The 15,496-nt window shown below is 39.5% G+C and carries 15 protein-coding genes and 1 pseudogene; 4 read left to right on the plus strand and 12 right to left on the minus strand.

Annotated elements, in window-relative coordinates; all coding sequences use genetic code 11:
• Together AC0L6R_RS24345 and AC0L6R_RS24350 are read right to left on the minus strand one after the other, a co-directional pair.
• The coding region (locus AC0L6R_RS24345) for a CHAT domain-containing protein (protein ID WP_473273494.1) at nt 1-393 on the minus strand (393 nt) is incomplete at its 3' end.
• Nucleotides 387-4,379, minus strand: coding sequence for a DUF7379 domain-containing protein (locus tag AC0L6R_RS24350; protein WP_473273495.1), 3,993 nt, complete (start codon nt 4,377-4,379; stop codon nt 387-389). The genes AC0L6R_RS24345 and AC0L6R_RS24350, both read right to left, overlap by 7 nt.
• A gap of 723 nt (nt 4,380-5,102) precedes the next feature.
• Between AC0L6R_RS24350 and AC0L6R_RS24355 the strand changes: the two genes are divergently transcribed.
• The 4 genes from AC0L6R_RS24355 (at nt 5,103) to AC0L6R_RS24370 (ending at nt 7,390) form a co-directional block, all read left to right on the plus strand.
• Nucleotides 5,103-5,771 carry a CAP domain-containing protein gene (locus AC0L6R_RS24355; RefSeq protein WP_473273496.1) on the plus strand — a complete coding sequence of 223 codons (669 nt, stop codon included), beginning with the start codon at nt 5,103-5,105 and terminating at the stop codon, nt 5,769-5,771.
• Between the two features lie 147 nt (nt 5,772-5,918).
• The gene (locus tag AC0L6R_RS24360; protein WP_473273497.1) at nt 5,919-6,413 is read left to right on the plus strand and encodes a DUF937 domain-containing protein; all 495 of its coding nucleotides are present in this window, start codon (nt 5,919-5,921) and stop codon (nt 6,411-6,413) included.
• Between the two features lie 171 nt (nt 6,414-6,584).
• Nucleotides 6,585-6,974: a hypothetical protein gene (locus AC0L6R_RS24365; protein ID WP_283414383.1), complete on the plus strand. Its 390-nt coding sequence runs from the start codon at nt 6,585-6,587 to the stop codon at nt 6,972-6,974.
• Nucleotides 6,975-7,000: 26 nt separating this feature from the next.
• Nucleotides 7,001-7,390, plus strand: a complete 390-nt coding sequence (locus AC0L6R_RS24370; RefSeq protein WP_283414382.1) for a hypothetical protein — start codon at nt 7,001-7,003, stop codon at nt 7,388-7,390.
• Nucleotides 7,391-7,489: 99 nt separating this feature from the next.
• Here AC0L6R_RS24370 and AC0L6R_RS24375 read toward each other — a convergent pair whose 3' ends face one another.
• The 10 genes and pseudogenes from AC0L6R_RS24375 to AC0L6R_RS24420 form a co-directional block, all read right to left on the minus strand.
• Entirely contained in the window at nt 7,490-8,830 is a 1,341-nt protein-coding gene (locus AC0L6R_RS24375; protein ID WP_283414381.1) for a Gfo/Idh/MocA family protein, read from the minus strand.
• 203 nt (nt 8,831-9,033) lie between these two features.
• Nucleotides 9,034-9,550: pseudogene (locus AC0L6R_RS24380) on the minus strand (3-keto-disaccharide hydrolase).
• A gap of 356 nt (nt 9,551-9,906) precedes the next feature.
• Nucleotides 9,907-10,125 (minus strand): hypothetical protein, encoded by a 219-nt coding sequence (locus AC0L6R_RS24385; protein WP_473273498.1) that lies wholly within the window; start codon nt 10,123-10,125, stop codon nt 9,907-9,909.
• On the minus strand, nt 10,110-10,370 hold the full coding sequence (locus tag AC0L6R_RS24390) for a hypothetical protein (RefSeq protein WP_473273499.1): 261 nt from the start codon (nt 10,368-10,370) through the stop codon (nt 10,110-10,112). The genes AC0L6R_RS24385 and AC0L6R_RS24390 overlap by 16 nt, the downstream gene beginning before the upstream one ends.
• A gap of 91 nt (nt 10,371-10,461) precedes the next feature.
• Nucleotides 10,462-10,890 carry an energy transducer TonB gene (locus tag AC0L6R_RS24395; RefSeq protein ID WP_473273500.1) on the minus strand — a complete coding sequence of 143 codons (429 nt, stop codon included), beginning with the start codon at nt 10,888-10,890 and terminating at the stop codon, nt 10,462-10,464.
• 67 nt (nt 10,891-10,957) lie between these two features.
• Complete coding sequence (locus AC0L6R_RS24400; protein ID WP_283414377.1) at nt 10,958-11,383, minus strand: energy transducer TonB; 426 nt, start codon at nt 11,381-11,383, stop codon at nt 10,958-10,960.
• Nucleotides 11,384-11,567: 184 nt separating this feature from the next.
• Nucleotides 11,568-12,800: a M56 family metallopeptidase gene (locus tag AC0L6R_RS24405; RefSeq protein WP_473273501.1), complete on the minus strand. Its 1,233-nt coding sequence runs from the start codon at nt 12,798-12,800 to the stop codon at nt 11,568-11,570.
• The gene (locus tag AC0L6R_RS24410; protein WP_283414376.1) at nt 12,800-13,171 is read right to left on the minus strand and encodes a BlaI/MecI/CopY family transcriptional regulator; all 372 of its coding nucleotides are present in this window, start codon (nt 13,169-13,171) and stop codon (nt 12,800-12,802) included. Before AC0L6R_RS24410 ends, AC0L6R_RS24405 begins: the two co-directional genes overlap by 1 nt.
• 114 nt (nt 13,172-13,285) lie before the next feature.
• Complete coding sequence (locus AC0L6R_RS24415) at nt 13,286-14,551, minus strand: M56 family metallopeptidase (protein WP_473273502.1); 1,266 nt, start codon at nt 14,549-14,551, stop codon at nt 13,286-13,288.
• A complete protein-coding gene (locus AC0L6R_RS24420; RefSeq protein ID WP_473273503.1) occupies nt 14,551-14,889 on the minus strand; it encodes a BlaI/MecI/CopY family transcriptional regulator in 339 nt (112 codons plus the stop codon). The genes AC0L6R_RS24415 and AC0L6R_RS24420 overlap by 1 nt, the downstream gene beginning before the upstream one ends.
• Between the last annotated feature and the right edge of the window lie 607 nt (nt 14,890-15,496).

Raw genomic sequence — 15,496 nt, forward strand, 5'->3', positions numbered from 1 at the left:
ATCTTCTGACAGCTTGTAGAATGGATCTCCATAACATTGAAAAGCACCCCAGGTATTCGTTCTTCGACCGTAATCCTTATAAATCACTTTTCTAGCCCGTTTTACTGCTTCGCCAAAGCCAAGGCCATCAAACATATTTTCATAGAATTGCTTAGAAAATTCCAAGGCAGCTGCATCATCCACTGCCCAGCCAGCCACTATTACCGCCCGAGCACCATTGTTGATTAGCTGAGTACCAATATTTGCTGCAAACTTATTCCTGTACTGACTTCTTTCCTCCGATCCCCTATCCATCAACCCTAGGTAGCAGCAATTCACAAATACTAATTCTGCCGAAGAGCTCATTCCTGCTATTTGAGCAGGCGTCAAGAATGTATCATTGCCAATCACCATTCCGGTAGAGTGATTTGGACCGTGTTTGAATACTCCGTGACCAGCAAGAATGTGCTGATCTTATGATTCCTGGAAAAAAGCTTAAGGATAATATCAGAGGCAGTACTACTTATCAAACTCTGAATTTGGTAATCATTTTTTTTGAGAATAGTGACAACAGCTTCTGCTTCACGTTTAGCTCCAGGTAACTGTGGCATAAACTTATCAAGAACAGGATCACCGACAACCAGAGCCGATTTCTCTGTAACTCGCGCTATTTTTTTACGGAATTGCATGGTGGTCAACTGTCGAATCATGCCCGTGTGCACACAAAGCGGAACTGCATCCACATCTTCCTGTATCATTTCCCAAGGATATTCTGCAGAAGGCAGATCCAATATCCAAGAGACATTATTTAGACGCTTTACTTCTTCCTTAAACTCAAATGGAATCAATAACTCAAACATTGTTTTAGCTATTTCCGGGGAATATTGGTTTTCCAAAGTCATTCTCTTGAGCAGTACATCCAGGGTCTTGTCGCTAGCAGGCATAAACTCCACCTTTTCGCTTGCACCGTTAGAAGCAATGGACATTTTAATAGCTTCTTCCACCTCACCCTGCTCTTTGATTTTCAACTCATGGGATACACTCACTCTAGTCCACCAGTCTTTTGTATTCTCATAAGGAATTCTCCAGCGTCTGCCTAGTTTGTAGTTTAACCCCTTCTCTTTGAAAGCCACATTAAACTCTTTGCTATCATCCACTTCTAAACGCTGAATGGTTTTCAAAATAGACAAGGCTTTATCATTGAATATTTCGATAATTTCTATTTCCTCTATGCCTCTAATTTTTCCATTATAGACGGACTTAATATTTCTATTAGCACGCTGAATACCAAGAATAATAGCTCGAATAGAGCTCTCGGTGGATAAACCTCCATAGGCATTCGCAATAGCAATCACTGAAATGCCAGTAGTTGCGGCAATAGCTCCATCATTTTGAACATCAGTATTTTCCTTTTTTATTGTCAAGTATCGAGCAACGCCTTTCTCCACCGAATTCATCAACGCAAATCCTGATAATTCTTCAGGAACGCCCAAGCCGATAATCAGACCTCCTTTGAAGGTTGATTTGGTAAAATTTTCATTTAATACAATCTGATTCGTACCGATAGGCCCCGGATAAAGTCCTAATCCATGTAATCTGGCAAGCTCTCCATCAAGTTGACGGTCAATCGCATGTTCTGTAGTAAGAATAGCATCAAACTCAAAATGACCTGCCAACACCGGGTACTTGGCATATTTCAAGTCTCCATGGCTTACGGATACCAGTATAGGTTTTTCTTCCTGCCATTTTTCAGCTACTTCTTCTATTCCCAAAATGGTATTTAACACATTCTCTTCACTGATATCAAATACCTCAGTTTCGGAAGGAGCAAAATCCTTTTCGTCTCCACGCGTTTTAGGAAGGCTATTTTGTAACCTTTTAGTGTTTCCAAAAATCAACAAATCTTCTATGGCAGCGAAAAGACTCCTTTCCTTAGAAAGTCCCCCATGCGTCACATTTGCATAGTAAACTTGGTTTTTATCATGAAAAGCCTTTGGAATCCCTGACATCCATGTTACACTCTCATCTCCTGCATTTGTGGCAGAGAACACTAGCTCACCATCCTCAATATCCAGGTTGGAAATTGTGAAGCTTTTCTTTCCACTTTGCCCTGCGATGTAAGTAATATTCGAATAATCAATGCTGTCCATGTTGTCTAACACGACTTTTTGATGCTTTCCAAATTCCTCCAAAACTGTTGCAGAAGGAATTGGCCAGGATTCATCACCCGAAGCAGCTCGCATGCGCTCCCATAAGTTTCTATCGGAGAAATCATGTCGAGTATTATTGCTCATTGGCAAGAGATTAAGTATTCCAGGGAAATTGCAGAACACTTCCAAAAGCTCCTTTGTAGAGTGTCTAATATCTATTTTACCCAAAAGTTGAATCAAGCTATCCTTGCCAAAAAGCACATATGGAATTCGGTACGAACCTCCCAGTGGTGAGCCTAGGAATACAGCTCTGAAACCAATAGAGGAATTGAGCTTTTGCCAGGTTTCTTTATGATAAACAATAAAATCCCTGACCAAAACTCCACCCATACTATGAGCTACGATTTTAATGGGTTGATTAAAGCTCAATAGTTCCTCAATTTTAGTCTTGAAGTCTTCAGCACTTTTCTTCAAAGGAATTCTCCAATCAAATTGGAAGGTAACCACATCATAGGTCTCCGAAAGTTTATCTCCCAAATTACCGTAGGAGGTTTTGATCAATGAATGAGCAGATAAACCAGACTTTGAATCCGAATTATATGCCAAGCCAGTTAATTCACCCTTCAGGAATCGCCAATAATTAATCCACAGTAGTTCATCCTTTTCGCCAATGTTTGACCCCATGATCCCAGGAATCACAATAGCAATCGGCCGGGATCCAGAGACCTTATCCTTTTTATAAGCTCCAATTTCTATTGCACCTCTATCCTTATCAACTAATTTCAATTCAAAACTATCCGGAATATACCCTACTTCCGCAGCTAAGCCAGTGACCAAAGCTTTGACAGTATCTGGGTTTGAAAAGTATTTGAAGTGATTGATAACTCCGCTTTTCTGAATATAAACAGCAACATTTCCTGAGGAGCGTCTTGCCCCCCATTTCATACTTTCTGTATCGACTACTAGGTCATTTTTCTTCATAAAGAAAAACTTACCCAAAATCACTACCAGCGTCTTAAAACTCAAACTCAATTCGCTACTGCCGCCTACCACGAAAAGTGGAAACTTAATTTCAATGTCAGAGGCCTGATAATTCATCGCTTTGATGAAAGGAGATTTGGGATTCATTGCTTCCAAACCTGGCAAAATATCCACGTCATCTTTGCAGGCGACAGCTTCCATGATAAACTCCTTGAATGCAACGTAGATTGGGTTGCCCACATGACCTACCGCTAGGCCTAGTAAGTTGAATGTCACATTCAAGAAAATATTTAAACGACTTGAGGCTAGTGTAGTACCATTGGCCGGGCTGGCTACACGTACCATCGAGCGAATGGTTATTTTTTTCGCTTGAAGAATATCTCTGATTTCCGCAATTGTTTTGAGATCTGAAGACCTCTCATGTTTATCTAAAAGGGCCTTTTCTATTTCATCAAACCCCTCAGGACTTGTAGAAAATCTTGCCAATAAATCCGCCAATAATCCACCACGGGAATGACTCAAAAGATCCAATTGAATACCTGACGGAAGACTCAAAACCAGTTCAAGAATATTCTCAAGAGGACTGGTAGTCAATGTTCTGTGCTGAAAAGCAATCAAATGCTCTTTACCATATTTCTGAATCAAATTCAGCCACTCATCGGATTCCTTTAGCTCCCCAAAGGAACCTTCAGTAGATGAACCCGTACCGTGAAGCAAGAGCAAATGCCGACTTTTCACATCTAGCTCAGCCACATTATCCTTGCTAAATTTAAGTGGAGTAAGTTCGATTTTGGGAGAACAAGCTATTAACAGTCCATGCCTCACCTTTTTGAAATCCTCCCCAGTAAATGCCAATTGCTTATCCTCAAGGTTTCTCGCCAGTTCTTTAATTTTGGGTTGAATTATCTTCTTTTTTACGAAGACTTTCAAGAGCTTAATCCCTATCTTTTTGAATACGCCCCTATCCTGCTCATCAGACTCCAGCTCATCTGGAAGGTAGAGCTCATCTCCATCTGCAGAGCGCTTTACCTCCAACGGGAATAGGGTTTTAATAGTCTCATTATCCCCCATCCAGACAGTCTCATCCTCAAAATCAAATTCAACAATGTGATTTTCATCTAGTTCGAGGACCTGCTCAGGTACGTCGCCTCTCGTTGGGCTTTCTATCGTGAAAGCTTGTGCAAATTGGTAGAGTTCGAAGCCGCTATCATCGCCTTTGTGAAATGAAGAATGATCTTGTCCTTTCAGCTTGATTTTCAAAGTAGCCATAGGTAAAAATTGTTTGGTTAAGAGAACTGAAACATTTCAATTAGGTAAGCAGATATTCATCGTGCTTTGCCCTTGTATTATGCTGGAGATGAAAAAAAAATCATCTGGGAGTTTTCAAAAACCTATGGAAAAATCAGGACATTTTCGTCAGATAGTCCAATCTGAAAACTCCCTACAAATTAAAATTTATTGCTTAAAAAATGTCATTAATGCCAAATAATCTGGCAGTTAAAGCAAATCACCTAGAATAATATAAAAGTGAAATCCTAGTAAACCGGATTATAAAAAATATGACTATCCGTAATGAGGCCAGTCAACTTAGGTTCTTTGCTTATCAGGTTGGAGGACCGAAACCCGAAGTGGCCTCAATCTTAAGTTTAAAATGTCTTGCATTGCTTTTGCCACCTTTCTGGTAGAAAAGCGGATGTACCTATTAAAAAATCTCTAATCGTAAATAAATTAAGGTATACTCGTCTGACATAAAAGTCCACCTGCATTTTTGTGCAAAACACCCTTCTCAAATTGGCGAAAATAGTATCAACTGAAACTATAAACAATTGAATAATAGCACACTAGGTAGAGCCCAGTAAAACATCGTGTTACGATTCTGAACAGATATTTTGTTCGATATCAAACAAATCCACCTATTCCCATAAAATATTTTGGCTTAGTGATCGTCTATTCTTCAGAATATATCCCACACAATCGCCAAACTAGTATTCCTTGCGTACCCGATTCCTGCTCTTAGTTTTTGTTCTATTTGCCCATTCCTTGGCAGCTCAGACCTGGATCTCATCCGATTATAAACGCTTTACCCAAGAAGAGTTTCTGCAGCTTGCTGCGGTTCATCAAACCATCAATTATAAGAAGATGGACAGAGGACTACTTCAAGCGGCGATGTTTCATGTGACCAATTTGGAACGAGTCAAATATGGTTTACCTCCCTTTGAGCATTCGGACGCTATTGAAAGAGTTGCTTCAGGTCACGCTGCCGATATGGTTAATTTTCATTTCTATTCCCACGAAAGTTTAGTAAAAGGCAAAAAGACTGTCAATGATCGATTTGCACTAGAAGGATTACCCTCAGTCCTAGTGGGCGAGAATATTAGCTCAAGTATTGGTCTGCAATATCAGGATGGTAGAGAAATCAATATTCCCAAATCTGGGGGAATGTATACTTATGCCAGTTCAAAGCGTGAGGTGATTTTGCCGCATACTTATCTTAGCTATGCTAAGGAAGCAGTAAGGATGTGGATGAATTCTCCCAGCCACAGAAAGAGCATTCTAAATCCTCGTTTCACCAAGTTAGGATGTGGGGCTAGTGTTTATGGAAATAAGGATTTTTTCAATGTTCCTTACCTTATTGGGGTTCAAAATTTTGGTGGGAAATAAACAATACCAATTCTACAGTTTATAGACTTTAAGCTTGACTATTACTTTTTCATGTAAGCATTCCTAGAATTTAGATGTTTTAAAAAGGAATTAAATTGGAATCTAAGTCCATTTTAAAGAAATTACATCAAACAAATTTTTGAAATCATGTTAGATCAATTGTTAAAATTAGCGGAAGGTCCGCTTCAAGAAATGCTTGAAGGAATGAATCAGGACAAGGCAAGCGCCTCAGCCATCAAAGATTCTCTCACGAATAGCCTTCAGAAACGAGTATCATCAGGTGATACAGATGCCATTATGGAAATGTTTTCCGGAAAAGAAACCTCTCCAGGTGCCCCGGTCATCAATAGTCTTCAAGGCGATGTATCTCAAAACCTGATGGACAAATTCGGCATCTCAAAGGAGCAAGCTATGGGAATTGCTGCAGCTGCACTGCCTATGATAATGAATTTCTTCAACAAGCGTGTAAATGACGCCCCACAGGACAATAATGACATCATGTCGTCTATTGTTTCCTCACTTCAGGGAGGTCAAGGTAAAGTAGGGACATCGGATTTACTAGGCTCACTTCTAGGTGGCGGTGGCAAAGGAGGAATGGATTTAGGCGGACTGATGGATATGGGGAAGGGATTATTTAAGTAAAATAAAAATGATTATCCGCGATGATGCCAGTCACGGTCTGAAGGCCGATGAGCAAAGACTCCCACACTGGCGGGACAGGCAGAAGCGGCCTCAATCCTTAAGTTTAACCTATCCTTTTTCGCTCTTGACTTCATACGGGCATAAAAGCGGATATACATAAAATTAATTCTTATGAAAACTAACTTAATTACAGCCTTTATCTTTCTTTTAGCGGCTATCAGCTTTCAAGCCTCGTCGCAAACTATCAAGTTACCTACCCCTGATTTCAAAAAGGATATGCTGGGTGCTTTCGCTCCAGGCGACGATTTAGGAATAACTAAAGATCAAAAAGATAAGTTGAGCAAAAGCAACTCTTCCTTTTTCGATAAGGTAATAGGCATAGCAGGAAGTGATGAATCAGACGATAAGAAAATAGCCAAAATCTCTGGTCTTGCTAAAGAGCAAAATAGCATGTTTGAAAGTATCCTTGGAGAAAAAACCGTTAAAGAATACCGCAAAAAGATAAAAAAACAAATACGTCCGTTTACGACAAAATACAAATTGGCTAAGTTTGTACTGTAAAAACATTTTAACTAAACTATACTATTATGCACAAATTGAAATTTATCCTAGGGTTTGCATTGCTCTTTATCCTAGCTGGAAATGTTAACGCCCAAGGATTGAAAGTGCCAAAAATGGATCTAACTTCTCAGGTATTGGGAATATTGAATAATACGGATGGGCTCGATCTATCATCAGATCAGAAATCAAAGCTGACTAAAGAAAACTCCAGTTTTGTAGATGAACTGATGGATATAGATAAAAGCGGAAAATCTGATGATGATAAGAAAGCTGCATTTCTAGGTTTGAAAAGCAAGCATGCTAAAATCCTCACGGACATTTTAGGCAATGATTTATTCAAGAAGTATTCTGGACAGATTCTAAAATCTATTAATCCGCTTAAAAGTAAACTTGGGCTTGCTGCCCTAGCCTTTTAAAGGGTTTGCTACTGAAAGAAGCGCAAAGCCGATGGAATCAAAATTCCATGGCTTTTTTTGGTTCAAAGTAGAAGAAATTGTGGACTATCAGATTTTCAACTAAACTTTCGGAAGTTCCCAGCCATTATGATAATGGGCTTTCATCAAGTCATTCGCAGCGGACGAGGTAAATTGATTTTTAGCAGCATTCCAATATACTTTCTCTCCGGTTTTGTAAGCAATGTTTCCCATTTGGGCATTGATAGCCGCTACACTACCCGTCTGAATTGCGCAATTGAGAAGGCTTGGATCATTGGCCTTAACAGCTTCCACGAAGTTGACAGCATGTAAATCCAAAGCATTTCCTACACCTTTGGTATGAGGAACTTCTTCTACTTTTGGAACTCTATTTCCATCCACTGTTTCAGTTTCAGGAATCACCTTCCACCCTCCTCTATTCACCACCAGTGTGGCATTATTCCCTATGAATGCAATACCTTCGGTCGTTCCATAATTCCCTCCATCTATACCTGTAGCATGTTCCCAGAGCATATTGAAGCCATCGTATTCATACACTGTTTGCAAGGTATCAGGCGTCTCAGATGCATCATTTGGATAAGCAAATTTACCTCCTGAGGCCATTACAGATTTCGGCGCAGAAACTCCCATCGCATATAACGCAATATCTATTTCATGTACTCCCCAGTCGGTCATCAACCCACCGGCATAGTCCCAAAACCAGCGGAAATTGAAGTGAAAACGATTTGGATTGAACGGTCGCTCTGGAGCAGGTCCTAGCCACATTTTATAATCTACTCCATCTGGTGCCGGACCATTTGGCAATACGGGAACCGGTTTCATCCAGCCTTGGTATGCCCAACATTTCACCAATCGAATCTGGCCTAGTTTCCCGGATTTAACATAATCAATTGCTTCTGCGTACTGAGAACCGGAACGCTGCCACTGCCCTACCTGCACCACTTTACCGTAACGCTCCTGAGCTTTTACCATCAACTGACATTCTTCAATGGTATTTGCAATTGGCTTTTCTACGTAAACATTTTTACCAGCAGAAACCGCGTCGCACATAATTAGGCAATGCCAGTGATCTGGAGTCCCAATGATCACGATATCTATATCCGGATCTTCTAATAGCTTTCTGTAATCTTTGTACTGCTTTGGGCGGGTGCCCCGCAGTTTGAAAACATCCTCTGTCCGCTGATCTAGTACGCTTTGATCCACATCTGCCAAGGCAACGCAATTCACTTGAGGCATTTTAAGGTGAGCATTCATATTAGACCAACCCATGCCTTTGCAGCCAATTAGGCCATAGTTAAGTTGATCAGACGCCTTGATTTTTCTAGTAAATCGGCCAAAATCGGATGCAGTTAGAATTTGAGGCATTCCCAAACCTGCACCCAACAACATGGTGTTTTGAATAAATTTTCTTCTTGATGACATAGTATTTTGGGTTATTGAGTATAGACAAAAAAATAGCAGTTAATTAAATTAACTGCTATTTATATATCAATTGATTAGAGTTCTCGAACCCAGATATTTCTAAATCTAACTGGGTTGCCGTGATCTTGAAGCTTAATTTGGAAGCTTCTCAGGATGTGCTTTATAGTTTGGAATACCGATGTATTCGGTTGGACCTTTCAAGGTCACACTGATTTTGAGTCCACCACACCATTCATAATAACTGGAACAGTAGCAGGAGAAGTAACAATACCATCCTTGTTGAAACGTGGTGCTTTGAAAATAATATCGTAATAATTCCATTCACCGGCTGGTCTCGATGCCATTGCAAGAGGAGGATGCTGCTTATAAATACTTCCAGCTTGTCCATTAGTATAAGTCTTACTTTCGTAGCTATCCAGAACCTGTACTTCATACATTCCCATCAAGAAAAAACTCAGAGTTTCCCCTGCCCTGTCCTTCGCCCACAATTTCTGTGGGGGCTGACCATTCTACGTGGTATTGTGCATCGCCAAAAGGTATTTTAGATTTGATATCTCCTTTACCTTTGGTAACCACTAATTCTCCATTTTCAATCGTCCATCCAGCAGGGGAACCATCATTTGCACTTACAAACCCATTTAAACTGGTTCCATCGAAAAGTACGATGGCATCAGAGGGAGGAGCTGTGTTATTTGCTCCTGGGTAAACTTTAGGTGGCACAGGAGTGTAAAATTCAGTAGTCCTCCGGTCTCATAGGTGGAGGTGTTTTATCTTGGGCAACTGCTATTGAACTCAAAGTCAATGCACTAGCAGTAATAGCTAGCGAGAAAATTCTCTTTTTCATAAGGTTATAATTTAATTTAGATGGCAGTAAGAATTCATACTTTTTGAAAAGCCTCAGTATAAAGTTTGCATAATTGCATGATTTCTTAGGTTAGATTATTTAGGGTAAGAACTTAAGGCGATAAATTACTTCAATTTGCCCTCAATCAAAAAACCATTCATGAATATTATGGAGCTCAAACCTAAACTTTGAGAAATTCATTGAATCAGATGCGACCAACCAAAAATAGATTTTATTCCTCATCAAACAGGTTTATCGAGTGTAGGATAGTATAATTTTCCCTTTCAATGTTCCTGTCTGGAGTTTTTAAATCCACTTCATGCAATGTCATTAACTCCTTATCAGTGACCTTAAGTAAGGTGTAAATCAGCTTATCACCATTTTCATTAGTGGTAATCAACTTGTCCTCTTCTACCACCCAAGTTCCTTTCCCATTTACCAGATCCTCCAATTCGTCAACTTTTGAAATGTACCATTATCTGATAAAATCAACTTACTTCTCAAATGCTGTTCTAAGCCTCCATTGATTGTCACCACGATATCAGGACCTTCAGTTTTCTGGAACATAAAATCATACCCCTGCCAGTTTCCAACAACTTTATCTTCTAAATCAGCACTGCATGAAAAAGCAGTGAGTGAAAAGATCAGTAAAGAAATAGGTAATAAAAAATTACCAGCTAGCTTGGTTTTATTCATGGGCTCAATTTGCTGAATAAGTATGCTAAACTAGCTTATTTGCCCTATAAACAAAAAAAACATCCGAAGAAGCTTCGGATGTTTTTCACCTTTAATTAAAACTTAACTTAATGCACATCTTTATCGGGATCTTCATCACCGTATTAACTGGCTTTCCATCTTTTTCGCCTGGGGTCCAATTGGACGACTTTTGGATTACCCGCATTGCTTCTTCATCACAACCTCCGCCAATGCCGCGAACAACTGAAACATTATCAATTGACCCATCAGTTTTCACCAGAAGTTCTACAATGACTACTCCTTCTACTCCTTTTTCTTTAGCACTTTCTGGATACTTGAGGTTTTCACCCAGATAAGAATACCAACCTTGTATGCCTCCTGGTGGAATTGGCATAATATCATTCTTCTCTTCTTCAGTTTGAGCTTGAGCTAATTGAATAGGTAGAAAAACCAATAGCAGCAGGAAAATTGAAAGAATTGAAATTACTTTTTGCGGGAAATTATGGGTTGTTCGTTTCATGCTTTTTAGGTTAGGTATATTTCACAAAGGGATTGTAGTTATTCTTTTTCAGAAATTTATCCGGCATTTATAACTTGAACCTTACAGGAAGTCTCATTCTTACCTTGACCAGTTCACCATCCTTTTTGCCAGGTGTCCATTTAGGCGACTCTTTTACCAAGCGCATTGCTTCCTCATCGCAACCTCCGCCTATTCCTCTTAGAATTTCCACAGTATCAATTTCTCCAGTTTCTAACACCACAAATGTGACGATCACCGTTCCTTCTATATTCTTTTCCTTTGCTAATACCGGATACTTCATATTTTCAGTCAAGTATGCCATCCAGCCATCAAGTCCACCTTTAGGTTGAGGCATTTCATCAGTCTCCATCAATACTTCCCCAGCCTCAGTTTGTGCTTGAGCCGTTTGATTTGGAAGAAAAGCGAAGAAAAGTAGAGCCGTCGCCAGAAGTAAAATTGTTTTAGACGAGAAATTATAGACTTTCGGTTTCATAATTTTTGATTTAGTTAAGTGTACCTTAATAGTTTGAAAGCTGATGAGAATTGTTAATCAATTTATTATCAACTAATTATACCCAACAACAACGATTTCAGGCAGATTGTCAGTAGATGACACTGAAGTTGATTCAATCTTAGCATCGCTATTGGCAAGTTTGAATCGTATAGGTAATCTCATTCTAGTACTTACAACTCGATCCCTCTGCTTTCACTGGCTCCCAATTATCAGCATTTTCTACAACCCTGATCGCTTCTTCATCAACTGCTCCTCCTAATCCTTTTAAAATTTCTACGTTAGCAAGGTTACCATCCTCCTCTACAATAAATCCAACAATTACGGTCCCTTGAATCCCGGAGCGTCTAGCTTGAGCAGGATATTTAAGTGTTTTTGAAAGATATTTATGCCAAGCCGATATCCCTCCTATTGGCTGTGGGGGAACTTCAACTACATCAAAAACTTGATCTACATGATCACTTAGTTTTCTAGCTGAGAGGTCAGCAGGACCTATTTGTGCTGATTTTAATTCTCCAGCCATCATTGGCCCTTCCATTTCCTCTTCAGGAGTTATTTCACAGGAAAACACGATAACCAATGCTGCCAAAACTGGAATTGCGAGTAGAAACCTGCGCAGTTCCTTTTTCTGAGATTGTGGTTTACTCATCATAATTATTCGTTTTTTGGTTTGAAATTGGTTGAAGTTATTCATGAAGTGCCAGCCATCTCCTTTGGTGATGAGCTGAAGCAAAAGACCTGAATATTCCCTTCTAGAAAAGGATGAAGTCAAACCTTGATCTGCTTGGTATTCATGCACTTCACGAAGTATTTTTTCAAATTGATAAATCAACGGATTGAACCAAAAGATAATTTTGGCACACTGGATGAATAGCAAATCCCAACTGTGTTTTAAGCGAACATGTACTGATTCATGCAATATGATCTGACGTTGATCAGCTCTATTTGGATCAAAATCAGGAAGGAGAATGTAATCAAAAAATGAGGCAGGCATAAACTCAGGATGTACTGCTACCCAATAATTTTTATAGCGAAACAGTTTGGATTTCCGTATCATCTGTTTAGAAGTAAAATAGCCTAAACTCAGATAAACTGACATGAATACCACGCCTGTTAGGTAAGTCAAAAAGACCATCCTCCGCCAGGAAAAGCTCAAAGAATCACCCTTTACAACATCTCCCACTGTAAATTCAGGAAGCGTTATTTCGCCCGATGCTAATGATGAAATGCCCACTTGAAATGACAGGAGTGGAATTATAATAGAGAGCGTCAGCATGCCAATCAAAAGCACCCGATTCAGCGCAAAGAAGGTGAGTTCTCTCAATACACTATGATAAAACAAGACCGTAATCCCTACGCAAATACTGGCTTCTGCTAAGTAGATTATAATTGAATTCATTATTCAGAAGGCTTGTCCATGTCATCAATCATACGCTGCAAGTCTTCAATCTCCTTATCAGAAATCTTGTTCTCCTTCACCATAAAGGATAGGAAATTCCCCACAGAACCTTCGAAATAATGCTTCACCAATTGGTTTACACTTTTCTTGCTGTATTCCGCTTGGGAAATCAATGGAAAGTATTGGTGAGTGGTTCCGTAAGCTTTATGGTCTAGATACCCCTTCTTTTCTAGCAGTTTTATAGCAGAGGCCAAGGTGGTATAGGGAGGCTTTGGATCTGGAAGCTCATCAAGTACATCTCGAACCAGCGCTTTTTCAAGTTTCCAGAAAATGCGCATGATCCTTTCTTCGTTGCTATTCAAATTGTTCATGATGCTAGGCTAAGTATGATTTTTTTAAGTATGGTGGACGAGTCTCCGATCTATTAGCTCTTCAAAGAGCTTTCTGACTCACCATCAATTAGTTGTTTTTTACAGTCAATCAGATCAACTTAGTTTAAATCGAATAGGCAGTCTCATTCTAGTATTCACTGGATTGTCTTTTTGCTTTCCAGAAATCCAATTCGGCGCGTTTTCAACCACACGAACAGCTTCTTCATCAGCACCACCTCCGATTCCTCGTAGGACTTCTACGTCGGAAATAGTGCCATCGGTATTCACTACAAAGACCACGATAACAGTGCCTTCTATCCCCGCAGATTTGGCCTGAGCTGGATAGCTTAAGTTTTCACTCAGATAGGCATTCCATGCTGCCATTCCTCCCTGAGGTTCTGGCTGTGTTTCCACCACATCAAAGATTGGATCTCCATCTTTACCCAGTGTTCTAGCCTGAATATTAGCTGGTCCGATTTTTACTTCTTTTACTTCACCAGCCATCATTGGCCCGTCCATTTCTTCTTCAGGTGTTATTTCGCAGGAAAACACGAAAAATAAAGCTGCAAATACAGGAATAGCTAGTAAAAATCTACGCAGTTCCTTTTTCTGGGATTCTGGTTTACTCATCATAATAATTCGTTTTTTGGTTTGAAATTGGTTAAAGTTATTCATGAAGTGCCAGCCTTGTCCTCTAGTGATCAGCTGAAGCAAAAGACCGGAATATTCCTTTCTGGAATAGGAAGAAGTAACACCCCGATCGGCCTGGTATTCGTGCACTTCTCTCAGGGATTTTTCAAATTGATAAATCAGTGGATTGAACCAAAAGATGATTTTGGCAAACTGGATCAATAGCAAATCCCAACTATGTTTTAAGCGCACGTGTACAGATTCATGCAAAATGATCTGGCGCTGATCAGTTCGATTTGGATCAAAATCCGGCAAAAGTATATAATCAAAAAAGGAGGCAGGAATAAACTCAGGATGCACAGCGATCCAATAATTTTGATAGCGAAGTAGCTTGGATTTGCCAATCATACGCTGTGAGGTGAAATAGCCTAAAATCAGATAGACAGACATGAACACAACTCCTGCCAGGTAAGTCAAAAAGACAATTTCCTGCCAGGTAAAGCTCGCTGAATCTCGTTTTACCACATTACCTACTAGAAATTCAGGGAGGATAATTTCGGCTGTACTAAGAGAGGCAATGCCTATTTGGATAGACAATAAAGGAATGATAAATGAAAGCATCAGCATAGCAATCAATAGCACCCGATTCAGAGAGAAGAAGGTAAGTCCACTCAATACCACTCTGTAAAACAACACCGTGATTCCTACGCAAATACTTGCTTCAATTAAATAAGTTAGGATAAGATTCATTATTCCGCAGGTTTGTCCATGTCATCAATCATACGTTGCATATCTTCAATTTCCTTATCAGAAATCTTATTTTCCTTCACCATAAAGGATAGGAAATTCCCCACCGAACCTTCAAAAAAATGCTTTACTAATTGGTTTACACTTTTCTTGCTGTATTCAGCTTGGGAAACCAATGGAAAGTATTGGTGAGTGGTCCCGTAAGCTTTGTGATCCAAATACCCTTTCTTTTCTAAGAGCTTGATTGAAGAAGCCAAAGTGGTGTAAGGAGGTTTTGGATCAGGTAACTCATCAAGTACATCTCGAACTAGCGCTTTTTCAAGTTTCCAAAATATGCGCATGATCCTTTCTTCGTTGCTAGTTCCAATTCGTTCATATTCCTAAAGTATAAACGAATTTTTAATAATCCTACGATTTTTTCGTATTACTACGGAATTTAAGCTATATAACTTGATAATCACGGTAGAGGACTATTATTCGAAAAAAATTAACTCCTTATTAATCATTATTTTGAGACACTATATTAAAATCAAAAAATAACTCAGATCCAATTTGGAAGGTAGCCCCTAACTCTTTTTCGATTTCAACAGGCATGAATTCAAAAGCCCTTCATATTTAGTTTTCGTAATTGAAATGAAGGTCAGCTGCAGGGATAAAAGGACAATTCCTATCAGCATGATCACAGCTCATAAGAGCAAAAAACCAATTTGAAGATTATTTTTATATGGTCGTATAAGGTCAAAAAAGATAAGAGGAAGTTTATACCAAATTAACCAATGGCAGAGTTTTGATACTCCACTTCTAAATCTTCCTGCCTCAGTAACATTTCCACAAAGCGCATTAGCCGCCAAAAGTATCTCATTGCCACGTCGACGACCAAAATCGACCAATCCTTAACCATAAATTAACGGCATTCAAATCTCTGTCAGCTCCTCAGCAATCCATGAA

The organism is Algoriphagus sp. 10J20-15 (assembly GCF_055809615.1).